Below are 13,623 nucleotides of genomic sequence, written 5' to 3'. Positions count from 1 at the left end.
GAGTCTCGGCCCCGCGGACATCGTGCGCGTTCCGGCAGCCGCACGATGTCCGCGCAGCCGAGTCTCGGCACCGCGACCCCGCGCCGCGGACCGGCCGCGCCGCGGCGCCGAACCCACGCTGCTCAGGCGAGCAGGGCGGCCGCCGCGCGGACGGCCTCGAGCGTCGCCCGGACGCTCGGCACGCGCTCGGCTCCGCGGGCGACGACGACCTCGACGTGGCGGGCCAGGTCCTCGTCGACGGGGTCGACCGTCACCCCGGCGGGGATGACCGTCGTCGCGAGGGCCAGCCGGGGGAGCAGCGCCACCCCGAGTCCCGCGGCGACGAGCCCCACGACCGCTGCGGCGTTGTCGGTCTCGAGCACGATGTCCGGCGTGAACCCGGCACTCGCGCACGAGGCGAGCAGGTGACCCCGGCAGCGCGGGCAGCCCCCGATCCACCGCGCGTCACGCTGCGACGCGAGGTCCACGACGCCGGGACCAGCACCGGACCCGCCGGCGACGCCGGGACCAGCACCGGACCCGCCAGCGCCGCCGGGACCAGCCACGGAGCCCGCGGCACCGACGGGACCACCGCGATCCGAGCCTCCAGACCGGACCGCCGACCCCGCACCCGCTCCTGCCCCTGCCCCCACCCCCACGGGCGTGACCAGCGCCAGCGGGTCCCGCCCGATCGACCGCGTCAGCAGCCCCGGGTCCGGGACCGCACCGACCTCGTCGCCGACGTAGGTGAAGGTCAGCGCGACGTCCGCCTCCCCTCGGCGCAGCATCGCGAGCGCCTCGGGCGGCTCGACCTCGACGTAGGTCGTGGTGACGCCCGGCACGCGGTCGGCCAACCAGGCGAGCACGGCCGGCACGAGCGTGGACGACGCACTCGGGAACCCGGCGATCCGGACCCGCCCGCGCGTGAGGCCGCCGACGGCGTCGAGGTCCTCGCGGGCAGCGGTCAGCGCTGCCTGCACGTGCAGCGCGTGGTCGGCGAGGACCTGGCCGGCCTCGGTCAGGCTCACCCCGCGGGCGCCGCGGAGCACGAGTGCGTGCCCGAGTCGCTGCTCCGCGCGCTGGAGCAGCTGGCTGACGGCGGGCTGGCTGTACCCCAGGGACGCCGCAGCGCCGGTGATGGAGCCGGCGTCGGCGACGGCACGGAGGGTCCGGAGCAGCTGCGGGTCGAGGTCGTCCACAACAGGATGTTATGGCAGGGCGAAGCAAGCTGTCCTGGTGTGATGCCCGTGCCGCCGCGACGATGGCGACCATGGACTCCTTCGTCGACGGCCACGGCTACCTCGCCGCCTGCACCGCCGGGCTCCCGACGCGCGGGACGCTCGCCGCGATGCGGGCCGACCTCGACCTCTGGGGAGGCGGCCACGTGGACCCGGTCCGCTACGGCGGCCTCGTCGAGGAGGGCCGCGAGCTCTTCAGCCAGGTGGTCGGCGTGCCCGCGGCGCGGATCGCGACCGGTTCGCAGACCTCGACGATGACCGCGGTGGTCGCCGCGGCGCTGCCCGACGGTGCCGAGGTGGTCGTGCCCGACGGCGACTTCAGCTCGATCGTCTTCCCCTTCCTCGCCCAGGCACACCGCGGCGTCCGGGTCCGGAGCGTCCCGCTCGACGCCCTGGCCACCAGCCTGCGGTCCGACACCGCGCTCGTCGCGTGGTCCGCCGTGCAGTCGGCCACCGGCGTCGTCGCGGACTCGGCGGGCGTCGTGGCGGCAGCCCGCGCGGTGGGTGCCAGGACGCTCTGCGACCTCACCCAGGCGGCCGGGGTGCTGCCGGTGTCGGCCGACCCCTACGACGTGACGGTCACCCACGCCTACAAGTGGCTCTGTGCGCCGCGCGGCGTCGCCTTCATGACGCTCTCGGACGACGCGCTCGGCTGGCTGCGCCCGACCCAGGCCGGCTGGTACGCGGGCGCGGACGTCTGGGCGTCCTGCTACGGACCGGCCATGCGGCTCGCCGACGACGCCCGCCGCTTCGACGTCTCCCCGGCCTGGCAGGCCTGGCCCGGGGCGGTCGCCGCCCTGCGGCACGTCGCGTCACTCGACGTGCCATCGGCCTGGAGGCACGCCACCGGTCTCGCGGACCGGCTGACGGACGCCCTCGGGTCGGCCCGGCAGACGCAGGCCATAGTGACGATGCCCGACGCGTCCGGCTCAGCGCTGGCGGCGCTGCGGGCGGCGGGGATCACCGCGTCGGGCCGTGCGGGGCGGCTCCGGCTCGCGTTCCACCACTGGAACGACGAGTCGGACGTGGACGCCGTCGCCCGGGTGCTCGCCCGTTAGGCTTGCCCGGTCCCTTCCCCGCCCCGAGCATCCAGCTCGGCGACACTGATGGAGTTCTCCTTGGCTCAGCCCTCCCGTCTCGACTCGGTCATCGCGCTCGCGAAAGGCCGCGGCTTCGTCTTCCAGTCGGGTGAGATCTACGGCGGTTCGCGTTCCGCGTGGGACTACGGGCCCCTCGGCGTCGAGCTGAAGGAGAACATCAAGCGCCAGTGGTGGCAGCGGTTCGTCCGCGGACGCGGGGACATGGTCGGGCTCGACTCCGCCGTCATCCTGCCCCGCAAGGTGTGGGAGGCCTCCGGGCACGTCGCGACGTTCACCGACCCGCTCGTCGAGTGCCTGCACTGCCACCACCGCTTCCGCGAGGACCACCTCATCGAGGCCTTCGAGGCCAAGAAGGGCCGCGCACCCGAGGGCGGCATGGCGGAGATCGCCTGCTCGAACTGCGGCACCCGCGGCCAGTGGACCGAGCCCCGCGAGTTCTCCGGCATGCTCAAGACCTACCTCGGCCCGGTCGAGTCGGAAGAGGGGCTGAACTTCCTCCGCCCGGAGACCGCCCAGGGCATCTTCGTCGACTTCGCGCAGGTCGTCACGACCAGCCGCATGAAGCCCCCGTTCGGCATCGGCCAGGTCGGCAAGGCGTTCCGCAACGAGATCACGCCCGGCAACTTCATCTTCCGCACGCGCGAGTTCGAGCAGATGGAGATCGAGTACTTCGTCCCGCCGGCCACCGCGGGCGAGCACTACGAGCAGTGGATCGCCGACTCGGTCGCGTGGTTCACTGACCTCGGCATCGACCCGGAGAACCTCCGTCGCTTCGACGTCCCGGACGGCGAGCGCGCGCACTACTCCGACGCCACCGCCGACATCGAGTACCGCTTCGGGTTCCAGGGCACCGAGTGGGGCGAGCTCATGGGCGTGGCGAACCGCACGGACTTCGACCTCAACAACCACATCGAGTCCTCCGGCAAGGACCTCCGCTTCTTCGACCAGGCGGCGAACGAGAAGTACGTGCCGTACGTCATCGAGCCGTCGTTCGGCCTGACCCGTGCGCTCATGGCCTTCCTGCTCGACGCGTACCACGAGGACGAGGCCCCCAACGCGAAGGGCGGCGTGGACAAGCGCACCGTGCTGCGCCTCGACCCCCGCCTGGCGCCCGTCAAGGCCGCCGTGCTGCCGCTGTCCCGCAACGAGCAGCTCTCGCCCGTCGCCCGAGGCCTGGCCGACGACCTGCGCAAGGTCTGGAACGTGGACTTCGACGACGCCGGTGCGATCGGTCGTCGCTACCGTCGCCACGACGAGATCGGCACGCCGTTCTGCATCACCGTCGACTTCGACACGCTCGAGGACCAGGCCGTCACCGTGCGCGAGCGCGACACGATGAGCCAGGAGCGCGTGGGCCTCGACCGCCTGCAGGGGTACCTCGCCGAGCGCCTGCTCGGGGCGTAGCGCGTCAGGGGCGAGAACCCGTCGTTCGCGGGTCGCCGAGGGCCCGCACGACACCGGTGTTCGTCGGTCGCGCCGCGGAAGGACGCGGCGCGACTGCTGAACACCGGTGTCCTGCGTCCGGGACTCCGGGACTCCGGGACTCCGGGAATGCCGGGTGCACGGTCGCGTTGTCGTTGAGCATGAGCGACTCTGTGAAGGTGGACGTCTGGTCCGACATCGCCTGCCCCTGGTGCTACATCGGCAAGCGCAAGTTCGAGGCCGGCGTCGCCGCGTTCGGTGCCAAGGGTGGTGGGCACAGTGTGGAGGTCGAGTACCACTCGTTCGAGCTGAGCCCCGACACCCCGGTGGACTTCGAGGGGACCGAGGCCGAGTTCCTCTCCCAGCACAAGGGACTGCCGGTGCAGCAGGCCCAGGAGATGATCGACCGGGTCGCCGGCATCGCCGCACAGGTCGACCTGCACTACGACTACGACGCCCTCCGCCACACCAACACCGTCAAGGCGCACCAGGTCATCCACCTCGCCAAGCAGCACGGCAAGCAGCTCGAGATGGTCGAGCGGCTCTTCACCGCCTACTTCGAGCGCGGCGAGCACGTCGGGCAGGACGACTCCCTGGCTGACCTCGGCGCCGAGGTCGGGCTCGACCGGGACGAGGTGCTCCGCACCCTCCGCGACGACGCCCAGCTCGCCGCCGTGCGCGCCGACCAGGCCCAGGCCCAGGCGTTCGGCATCAACGGGGTGCCGTTCTTCGTCATCGACGGCAAGTACGGCGTCTCGGGTGCCCAGGACCCCGCAGCGTTCGAGCAGGTGCTGCAGCAGGTCGTCGCGCTCCGCGGCACGACGCCGGAGGAGGTCGCCTCGGCGACCGAGCGCGCGACGGACGACGCGAGCGCCGACGTGGCGGCGACCCGATGACGGGCCTCGACGTGCCCGTGGGCGGTGGGTCGGGCCTCCCGGCCGGTCTGGAGGCTGGTCCCGCGCTCCTGACGCTCGTCACGCCCGGTGGGGCGCCGGTCTGCGAGGGCGACGCGTGCTTCGTGCCCGGCGCCGAGGGGGACTGGAGCGAGGACCCGGACTGAGGTCCGGCTCGCTCCTCAGCGCTGCGGTTCCTCGTCGGTGATGTCGGCGACGGTCGCGCCGTACACGGCGACGAGCTCGTCGGCGTCGACGAACGCGCTCGCGCCGTGACGGCCCGCGCCGAGCGCCACCCGGCGGCCGAGGATGCGCTCGTCGGCGTAGACGGGCAGGTCCCCGGTCGCACCGATCGGTGTGATCGTGCCGCGTTCGTAGCCGGACGCGGCCAGGGCCGTGGCGGCGTCGGGCATCGAGAGCTTGTTGACGCCGACGACCGCGCGGAGCTTCTTCCAGGCGATGCTCCGACCGCCGGGGACGAGCGCCAGCACGAAGTCCCCGTCGTGGCGCTTCACGACGAGGGTCTTCACGACGTCGCCCGCCGTGATGCCGAGGAGCTCGGCGGCCTCTGCCAGCGAGTCCGCGGCGGGACGGTCGACGACCTCGACGTGCAGCCCGCGGGCGGTGGCGTCGGCGTCGAAGCGGGCGATGGGGTCGGTCGTCGTCATGGGGACAACGCTAGTTCTCCACAGCTGTCCGCGCTTCCGCGGGGATCGCGAGGGGCATGGGACAATGAAGGGCAATGACGATCACACACGCACCCGTTGACACGCACGCCGGCACCCCGCTCGGGGTCCCGGCGAAGCCGTTGCGCATCGGCCCGATCGAGGTCGACGTGCCCGTCGTGCTCGCGCCGATGGCCGGGATCACGAACATGGCCTACCGCCGGCTCTGCCGCGAGTACGGCGCAGGGCTCTACGTCTGCGAGATGATCACGTCCCGCGCCCTGGTCGAGCGCACGCCCGAGTCGATGCGGCTCATCCAGCACCACGAGTCCGAGACCCCGCGGTCCATCCAGCTGTACGGCGTCGAGCCCAACACCGTGGCCGAAGCCGTCACGATGCTCGTGTCCGAGGACCGTGCCGACCACATCGACCTGAACTTCGGGTGCCCGGTGCCGAAGGTCACGCGCAAGGGCGGCGGCGCAGCGCTGCCGTGGAAGACCGACCTGTTCCGCGACCTCGTGACGAAGGCCGTCCGCGCCGCCGGGGACGTCCCCGTCACGGTGAAGATGCGCAAGGGCATCGACGCCGACCACCTCACCTACCTCGACGCCGCCCGCATCGCGCGGGACGCCGGCGTCGCCGCGGTCTCGCTGCACGCGCGCACCGCGAACGAGCACTACTCCGGGCACGCCGACTGGTCGGCGATCGCGACCCTGAAGGAAGCCGTCACCGACATCCCGGTGCTCGGCAACGGCGACGTCTGGTCCGCCGCCGACGCCCTGCGCATGGTCGAGCAGACCGGCGCGGACGGCGTGGTCGTCGGGCGCGGGTGCCTCGGTCGGCCGTGGCTGTTCGGCGACCTGGCCGCTGCCTTCCGCGGGGAGGGCCTGCGCTACATGCCGTCCCTCGGCGAGGTGGCCGAGGGCTTCCGTCGGCACGCCGAGCTGCTCGTCGAGTTCTTCGAGTCCGAGGAGCACGGCTGCCGGGACATCCGCAAGCACGTCGCCTGGTACTTCAAGGGGTACCCGATCGGCGGGGACGTCCGCTCCGGGCTCGCCATGGCGTCGAGCCTGCAGGAGATCGACGACCTGCTCGGCCAGCTGGACGCGTCCGCGCCCTACCCGGGTGCCGACGCCGAGGGGCCCCGCGGTCGTGCCGGCAACCCGAAGCGCACCGCACTGCCCGACCGCTGGCTCGAGTCGCACGACGTGGACGCCGAGTTCCGCAAGGTCCTCGCCGCCGCCGAGATGCACCACAGCGGCGGATGAGCGCCACCGCCTCGTACGGGCCCGCCGACGCCGAGCGCTGGCTGCCCGAGGAGCACGGCAACCGCCGCTCCGACTTCGCCCGTGACCGCGCCCGCCTGCTGCACTCCAGCGCGCTCCGGCGTCTGGCCGCCAAGACCCAGGTGCTCAGCCCGACGACCGGACTCGACTTCGCCCGGAACCGGCTGACGCACTCGCTCGAGGTCGCCCAGGTCGGCCGCGAGCTCGCCGACTCGCTCGGGCTCGACCCCGACGTCGTCGACACCGCCTGCCTGGCGCACGACATCGGCCACCCTCCCTTCGGCCACAACGGCGAGACCGCGGTGAACGCCTGGGCCGCCGGGATCGGCGGGTTCGAGGGCAACGCGCAGACCCTGCGGCTGCTCACGCGGCTCGAGCCGAAGGTCTACGGCTCCGGGCCGGACCAGGACCGTGCCTACGGCCTCAACCTGACCCGGGCGTCGCTCGACGCCTCGTGCAAGTACCCGTGGCCGGCGTCGCAGGGTGTCGGTGAAGCATCCTCCGGGCGCACGAAGTTCGGGTTCTACGACGACGACCACGACGCCTTCGAGTGGCTCCGCGCCGGGGCTCCCCGGCGCCAGCGCTGCATCGAGGCACAGGTGATGGACCTCTCCGACGACATCGCGTACTCCGTCCACGACTTCGAGGACGCCGTCGTCGCCGGGTTCATCGACGTCGCCGCGCTGGGGGACCGGGTCGGCGAGAACGACATCGTGTCCGCCATGCACGCGTGGGTCGGGGACGACCTCAGCCGTGACGAGCTCCTCGAGGCCTTCGACCGCCTCCGGGCACTGCCGCTGTGGATGACCTCCTACGACGGCTCCCGACGAGACTCCGCCCGGCTGAAGAACCTCACCTCGCAGCTCATCGGCCGCTTCGCCCGCACGGCCACCACAGCCACGCGGGACGCCTACGCCTCCGGGTCGCTCGTGCGCTTCGCCGCGTCGGTCGTCACCCCGCCGGAGATCATCGGCGAGATCGCGGTGCTCAAGGGCATCGTCGCGGCCTTCGTGATGACCCAGGGCAACCGGCAGCCCGTGTACGAGGACCAGCGCCGCGTGCTGACCGAGCTCCTCGACGTGCTGGCCGACCGCGGTGACGACGCCCTCGAGCCCGGGTTCGCCGCTGACTGGCGCCAGGCTGACGACGACACCGGGCGGCTGCGGGCCGTCGTGGACCAGGTCGCGAACCTCACCGACCAGGGCGCGCTCGCGTGGCACCGTCGTCTCGTCGTCGGTGAACGGGAGACCGTCCACATCCCCGCCTGACCGGTCGGCGCGGTCAGCCCCGCGAACTAGGATCGAGGGGTGGCTGGACTCATCGCGCGGAACGACATCGACGAGGTCCGCGCACGCGTGAACATCGCCGACGTCGTCGGTGACTTCGTCACGCTCAAGTCCGCCGGTGTCGGCTCGTTGAAGGGTCTCTGCCCCTTCCACGACGAGCGCTCCCCGTCGTTCCACGTCCGCCCCCAGGTCGGTCGGTACCACTGCTTCGGCTGCGGTGAGGACGGCGACGTCTTCAGCTTCATCATGAAGCAGGACCACACCACGTTCTCCGAGGCCGTCGAGCGGATGGCGGCCAAGATCGGGTTCACCCTCCACTACGAGGAGGGCGACGGGCCCCGCACCGACTACAACACCCGTGCGCGGCTCATCGCAGCGAACGAGGCCGCGGCGAAGTACTACGTCGCGCAGCTCACCACGCCGCAGGCCGAGCCCGCCCGACGCTTCCTCGGGGAGCGCGGCTTCGACCCGGCCGCCGCAGCGCACTTCGGCGTCGGGTTCGCCCCGAAGTCCTTCGACGCGCTGAAGGACCACCTCAAGGGGCAGGGCTTCACGATCGAGGAACTCACGTCGGCCGGGCTCGTCAGCCAGGGTGACCGGTCCCCGTACGACCGCTTCCGTGGGCGCCTGATGTGGCCGATCCGCGACGTCACCGGTGCCACGATCGGGTTCGGCGCCCGCCGTCTGCTCGACGACGACAAGGGCCCGAAGTACCTCAACACCCCCGAGACCCCGATCTACCACAAGAGCCACGTGCTCTACGGGCTCGACCTCGCCCGTCGCGACATCTCGAAGCAGAAGCAGGTCGTCATCGTCGAGGGCTACACCGACGTCATGGCCTGCCACCTCGCCGGGATCACCACCGCGGTCGCCACGTGTGGCACCTCCTTCGGCGTCGACCACATCAAGGTGCTGCGCCCGATGCTCGGGGACGTCAGCGGGGGCGACCCGAACGCCAACGGCGAGGTCGTCTTCACCTTCGACCCGGACGAGGCCGGCCAGCGCGCCGCGTCCAGGGCCTTCGCCGAGGAGCAGCGCTTCGCCGCGCAGACCTTCGTCGCGGTGGCCCCCGGCGGCCTCGACCCGTGCGACCTCCGCCTGGCGCGGGGCGACGACGCGATCCGCCGGCTGGTCACGAACAAGCGTCCGATGTTCGAGTTCATGATCCGCCGCACGCTCGACGGCCACGACCTCGAGACCGTGGAAGGCCGCGTCGCCGCACTCCGGTCGGCAGCGCCGGTGCTCGCCGGCATCCGCGACCGTTCGCTCACCCAGGGCTACGTCCGAGAACTCGCTGGGTGGCTCGGCCTCGAGATGGGCGAGGTCGGACGTGCCGTCGAGGGCGCTCGGTCCCGCGCTGCCGCCGACGCCCGCTCGCACAGCTCCGTCCCCGTGGGCCAGGCCGGCCCGGGCGGCCAGCTCGTCGCACCGCTCGACGAGCCCGTCGCCGGACTCCGGTCGCTGCCGAACGACCTCATCACGCGGATGGAGCGCGACGCCGTGATGGCGATGGTGCAGCAGCCGACGTCGGTCGGGGCGCCGCTGCTCGGCCTCGCCGCCGCCGCCACCTTCTCTGCGCCGATGCTCGCCGTGGTGCGGGACGCCGTCGTGGCCAACGTCGATGCCCTCGGCGCGTCGGACTGGCTCGACCGTCTGACCTCGGACGTGCCGGCGCCGGTCCGTGGCCTCGTGTCCGAGCTCGCACTGGCGCCGATCCCCGCCCGCACCGACGAGGACCTCGCGATCTACTGCCGCGGGATCGTCGTGGCGCTCGTCGAGCGGGACCTCCTCGCCCGCAAGGCCTCGCTCCTCGGACAGCTGCAGCGCGCAGACCCGAACGAGCAGTCCGACCGCCGCGGGGAGATCCAGCGGCAGCTCGTCGACCTCGACGCGCAGCGGATGCGGCTGCGCGCCGACGCCGAGTCCGCGTAGGGGCGGCTCGCGCGGCCAGCACGGTGCGCGGTCGTCCGCCCGGTGCGAGCTCGCGCTCCCGGTGCGCCGCCACGTGGCCGCACGGGGCGGCCGACCTCGCATCAGGGCCGGGACCGGCATGGCGGACGCGAGTCGAGCCTCCCGGCCGACTCGCTGAGATCGCACCTCGTGTCGGGACCCGGGCGGGGGAGCCGACGCGAAGTGCGATCTCAGCGCGCACCGGGCGGGGTGTGGCTGGTGCGGCGGGCGTGCGGGACGTGGGGTGAGCCTCCCGACCGGGCGGGACACACCGTGGGTCGTGCGCCGAGTGGTCACGGGGCGTCGGTCGGGGCGCGCGCGGCCGACGGGACGTGGCCGCTCGGCGGAGCTGAACGGGGTGTCGTGACCACTCGCGCTCTACGGACGGCCGACCCGCTGAGATCGCACTTCGTGTCGGGACCCGGGCGGGGGAGCCGACGCGGAGTGCGATCTCACCGCGCACCGGGCGGGGTGTGCCGAGCGCGGCGGGCGTGGGGGACGTGGGGTGAGCCTCCTGACCGGGCGGGACACACCGTGGGTTGCGCGCCGAGTGGTCACGGGGCGTCGGTCGGGGCGTTTGCGGCCGACGGGACGTGGCCGCTCGGCGGAGCTGAGCGGGGTGTCGTGACCACTCGCACTCAGCGGACGGGCGACCCCGTCGCTGAGATCGCACTTCGTGTCGGGACCCGGGCGGCGGAGCCGACGCGAAGTGCGATCTCAGCGCACCGGCGGCGCACCGGCGGCGCACCGGCGGCGCACCGAGCGGCGCAGCGACGACCCCCGCGACCACGTGCACGACTCCGTTGCAGTGCGCAACGAACGTGCGCGCCGCGCCGCATCCGACTAGCGGAATCGTGCGCCACCCGGCACCGTCCCGCGTTACAGCGGTGTAAACAAACAGCCCCCGCGGGACGGAGTTCCGTGGCAGGGTGTCTCCCAATGAGTGTTCCTGGTCGGGCACACAGTCGTTCCACCTCCCGTCCAGGAGCTCCTGCAACCAACACCAGAGAGGCATCGGACATGGCATCCGTGACCAAGTGGGGCAAGCGCACCCTCGCGCTCGGCGCCGGAGCAGCAGCGACCGCGCTGGTGCTGACCGGCTGCGCGGGCGGCGGCAGCGGCAGCTCCGACGACCTGAACGGCCTGATCATCGGCACGACCGACAAGATCACGTCGCTCGACCCGGCGGGCTCCTACGACAACGGCTCCTTCGCCGTCCAGAACCAGGTCTTCCCGTTCCTGATGAACACCCCGACGGGCAGCCCGGACGTCAAGCCGGACATCGCCACGAAGGGCGAGTTCACCGACCCGACGACGTACGAGGTCACGCTGAAGAAGGGCCTCGAGTTCGCGAACGGCAACAAGCTCACCTCGAGCGACGTCAAGTTCTCGTTCGACCGTGACCTGAAGATCAAGAACGACAACGGCCCGTGGTCGCTGCTCGCGAACCTCAAGAGCATCGACACGCCGAACGCCACCACGGTCGTGTTCCACCTCGACCACGCCGACCAGACCTGGCCGCAGGTGCTCTCCAGCCCCGCCGGCCCGATCGTGGACGAGGACGTCTTCTCGGCGACCAAGCTCACGAGCGCGGCGGACATCGTCAAGGGCAACGCCTTCGCGGGGCAGTACGTCATCAAGTCCTACAAGGAGAACGACCTCATCTCCTACGAGGCCAACCCCAAGTACGACGGGGTCCTCGACAAGGCGAAGACCAAGGACGTCACCGCCCAGTACTTCACCAAGGAGACCGACCTCAAGCTCGCGGTCCAGAAGGGCGACGTCGACGTGGCGTACCGCTCCCTGACCCCGACCGACATCTCCTCGCTCCGCAAGGACAGCAAGCTGCAGGTCATCGACGGCCCCGGCGGCGAGATCCGCTACGTGGTCTTCAACTTCAAGACGCAGCCCTTCGGCACCGGCCAGTCCGACGCCGACACGACGAAGGCCCTGGCCGTGCGCCAGGCCGTCGCCGACGTCGTCGACCGCGACGAGCTCGCCAAGGAGGTCTACAACAACACCTACACGCCCGTGTACTCGATGGTGCCGGACGGCCTCACCGGTGCTGCGACGCCGTTCAAGTCGCTCTACGGTGACGGCAACGGTGCCCCGGACGTCGAGAAGGCGAAGAAGACCCTCTCGGACGCCGGTGTGTCGGGCAAGATCGAGCTCGACATCCAGTACTCGCCGGACCACTACGGTTCGGCCTCGGACGACGAGTACGCGACGCTGAAGACCCAGCTCGAGAACTCCGGCCTGTTCACCGTCAACATCCAGTCGACGGTCTACACGACCTACGCCGTGGACCGCACGAAGGACGCCTACCCGCTGTACCAGCTCGGCTGGTTCCCGGACTTCTCGGACGCGGACAACTACCTCTCGCCGTTCTTCACGAAGGACAACTTCGTGCAGAACCACTACGACGACCCGACCATCCAGGGTCTGATCGCCGACGAGCAGGAAGAGTCCGACAAGGACAAGCGCGCCGACATCATCGAGCAGGCCCAGCAGCGCGAGGCCGAGCAGATCTCGACCTTGCCGCTCCTGCAGGGCAAGTCGGTGGCCGTCGCCGGCAAGGGCGTCAAGGGCGTCACGCTCGACGCGTCCTTCAAGTTCCGCTACGGGACGATCAGCAAGTAACCCGACGCACGACAAGGGGCGCTCCCACGAGGAGCGCCCCTTGTCCGCGTCCTGCGAAAGGCACCCATCCCTGTGACCCTCACGAACCCCGAGGCGATCGACACGGAGCCCACGAAGCCACAGGCACAGCGACGTGCCAGCGGCGGCGGCCTCGGTCGGTACGTCTTCGTCCGCTTCCTCCTCATCTTCCCGACCGTGTTCATCCTGGTGACACTGGTCTTCTTCCTGATGCGTGTCGTCGGGAACCCGATCACCGCCTCGGTCGGCGGGCGACTCACGCCGACGCAGCTGCAGGAACGCCTGCACGCCGCCGGGTACGACCGCCCCGTGATCGTCCAGTACCTCGAGTACCTCGGACAGATCGTCCGCGGTGACTTCGGTTCGTCGGTCACCGACAACCGCCCGGTCACCGAGATCATCCTGCAGTACGGCGGTGCGACCGCGGAGCTCGTGTTCTACGCGCTCATCGTCGCCCTCGTGCTCGGCATCCCGCTCGGCATGCTCGCCGCGTACCTGCGCGACAAGTGGCCGGACGTGCTGCTCCGCGCGCTCGCGATCCTGACGTACGCGACGCCGGTGTTCTTCGGCGGCCTGCTGCTCAAGCTCGTGTTCTCGGTCTGGCTCGACTGGCTGCCGCTCGGCGACCGGGCGTCGACCCGCGCACAGCTCATCCTCGACCGCATCGAGAACCCCACCGGGGTGTTCCTCATCGACGCGATCCGGACCGGCAACGGCCAGATCATCAGCGACGTCCTCCAGCACGCGGTCCTGCCGGCGCTGACGCTCGGGTTGCTGACGGCCGGCATCTTCCTGCGCCTGGTGCGCGCGAACATGATCGGCTCCCTCGGCTCCGAGTACGTCGACGCCGCCCGGTCCCGCGGTGTGCGCGAGTCGCGGCTCGTCCGGACGCACGCGTTCCGCCCGGCCCTCGTGCCGATCATCACGGTCATGGGCCTGCAGATCGCCATGCTGCTCGGTGGTTCGGTGCTCACCGAGACGACCTTCGGCTGGCGCGGGCTCGGCTTCGAGCTCAACCAGTACCTGTCCGCCCGTGACTTCGTCGCCGTGCAGGGCATCGTCGCGATGCTGGCGGTGATCGTCGCCGTCACGAACTTCGTCGTCGACGTCGTCGCGGCGCTCATCGACCCGAGAGTGAGGTTCTGA

General features: G+C 71.5%; 11 protein-coding genes. 9 read left to right on the top strand and 2 right to left on the bottom strand.

All coding sequences use genetic code 11. The features are described from left to right. Nucleotides 1-122 precede the first annotated feature (122 nt). Nucleotides 123-1,178, bottom strand: coding sequence for a LysR family transcriptional regulator (locus ITJ68_RS10320; protein ID WP_194661170.1), 1,056 nt, complete (start codon nt 1,176-1,178; stop codon nt 123-125). A gap of 71 nt (nt 1,179-1,249) precedes the next feature. Here ITJ68_RS10320 and ITJ68_RS10315 point away from each other — a divergent pair, with 71 nt between their 5' ends. The 4 genes from ITJ68_RS10315 to ITJ68_RS10300 all read left to right on the top strand — a co-directional run bounded on the left by ITJ68_RS10315 (nt 1,250) and on the right by ITJ68_RS10300 (nt 4,799). After that, complete coding sequence (locus ITJ68_RS10315) at nt 1,250-2,275, top strand: aminotransferase class V-fold PLP-dependent enzyme (protein WP_194661169.1); 1,026 nt, start codon at nt 1,250-1,252, stop codon at nt 2,273-2,275. Nucleotides 2,276-2,335: 60 nt separating this feature from the next. Next, entirely contained in the window at nt 2,336-3,721 is a 1,386-nt protein-coding gene (locus ITJ68_RS10310) for a glycine--tRNA ligase (protein ID WP_228505216.1), read from the top strand. Between the two features lie 179 nt (nt 3,722-3,900). Next, on the top strand, nt 3,901-4,635 hold the full coding sequence (locus ITJ68_RS10305) for a DsbA family oxidoreductase (protein WP_194661167.1): 735 nt from the start codon (nt 3,901-3,903) through the stop codon (nt 4,633-4,635). Continuing rightward, nucleotides 4,632-4,799 (top strand): hypothetical protein, encoded by a 168-nt coding sequence (locus ITJ68_RS10300; RefSeq protein ID WP_194661166.1) that lies wholly within the window; start codon nt 4,632-4,634, stop codon nt 4,797-4,799. Before ITJ68_RS10305 ends, ITJ68_RS10300 begins: the two co-directional genes overlap by 4 nt. Before the next feature lie 15 nt (nt 4,800-4,814). Here ITJ68_RS10300 and ITJ68_RS10295 read toward each other — a convergent pair whose 3' ends face one another. Continuing rightward, the gene (locus ITJ68_RS10295; protein ID WP_194661165.1) at nt 4,815-5,300 is read right to left on the bottom strand and encodes an aminoacyl-tRNA deacylase; all 486 of its coding nucleotides are present in this window, start codon (nt 5,298-5,300) and stop codon (nt 4,815-4,817) included. A 74-nt stretch (nt 5,301-5,374) separates the two neighbouring features. On the opposite strand from ITJ68_RS10295, the gene dusB reads away from it, so the two are divergent. From dusB to ITJ68_RS10270, 5 genes are all read left to right on the top strand, one after another. Next, the gene (dusB, locus tag ITJ68_RS10290) at nt 5,375-6,565 is read left to right on the top strand and encodes a tRNA dihydrouridine synthase DusB (protein ID WP_228505214.1); all 1,191 of its coding nucleotides are present in this window, start codon (nt 5,375-5,377) and stop codon (nt 6,563-6,565) included. Further along, a complete protein-coding gene (locus ITJ68_RS10285) occupies nt 6,562-7,851 on the top strand; it encodes a deoxyguanosinetriphosphate triphosphohydrolase (RefSeq protein ID WP_194661164.1) in 1,290 nt (429 codons plus the stop codon). Before dusB ends, ITJ68_RS10285 begins: the two co-directional genes overlap by 4 nt. A 39-nt stretch (nt 7,852-7,890) precedes the next feature. After that, the gene (gene dnaG, locus ITJ68_RS10280; RefSeq protein ID WP_194661163.1) at nt 7,891-9,801 is read left to right on the top strand and encodes a DNA primase; all 1,911 of its coding nucleotides are present in this window, start codon (nt 7,891-7,893) and stop codon (nt 9,799-9,801) included. A 1,038-nt stretch (nt 9,802-10,839) separates the two neighbouring features. After that, complete coding sequence (locus tag ITJ68_RS10275) at nt 10,840-12,459, top strand: ABC transporter substrate-binding protein (RefSeq protein ID WP_194661162.1); 1,620 nt, start codon at nt 10,840-10,842, stop codon at nt 12,457-12,459. Between the two features lie 72 nt (nt 12,460-12,531). Further along, a complete protein-coding gene (locus tag ITJ68_RS10270) occupies nt 12,532-13,623 on the top strand; it encodes an ABC transporter permease (protein ID WP_194661161.1) in 1,092 nt (363 codons plus the stop codon).

This window comes from Curtobacterium sp. VKM Ac-1395, assembly GCF_015350975.1.
Lineage (GTDB): Bacteria > Actinomycetota > Actinomycetes > Actinomycetales > Microbacteriaceae > Curtobacterium.
The sequence above is the reverse complement of the archived record's forward strand: the minus strand, read 5'-3'. Positions and strand labels throughout refer to the sequence as shown.

Excerpts from the sequence above, each read along its gene's own strand:
- ITJ68_RS10285 (WP_194661164.1), top strand. The coding sequence starts at position 6,562 with ATGAGCGCCACCGCCTCGTACGGGCCCGCCGACGCCGAGCGCTGGCTG.
- dusB (WP_228505214.1), top strand. The coding sequence starts at position 5,375 with ATGACGATCACACACGCACCCGTTGACACGCACGCCGGCACCCCGCTC.
- ITJ68_RS10275 (WP_194661162.1), top strand. The coding sequence starts at position 10,840 with ATGGCATCCGTGACCAAGTGGGGCAAGCGCACCCTCGCGCTCGGCGCC.
- ITJ68_RS10315 (WP_194661169.1), top strand. The coding sequence starts at position 1,250 with ATGGACTCCTTCGTCGACGGCCACGGCTACCTCGCCGCCTGCACCGCC.
- ITJ68_RS10300 (WP_194661166.1), top strand. The coding sequence starts at position 4,632 with ATGACGGGCCTCGACGTGCCCGTGGGCGGTGGGTCGGGCCTCCCGGCC.
- ITJ68_RS10295 (WP_194661165.1), bottom strand. The coding sequence starts at position 5,300 with ATGACGACGACCGACCCCATCGCCCGCTTCGACGCCGACGCCACCGCC.
- ITJ68_RS10305 (WP_194661167.1), top strand. The coding sequence starts at position 3,901 with ATGAGCGACTCTGTGAAGGTGGACGTCTGGTCCGACATCGCCTGCCCC.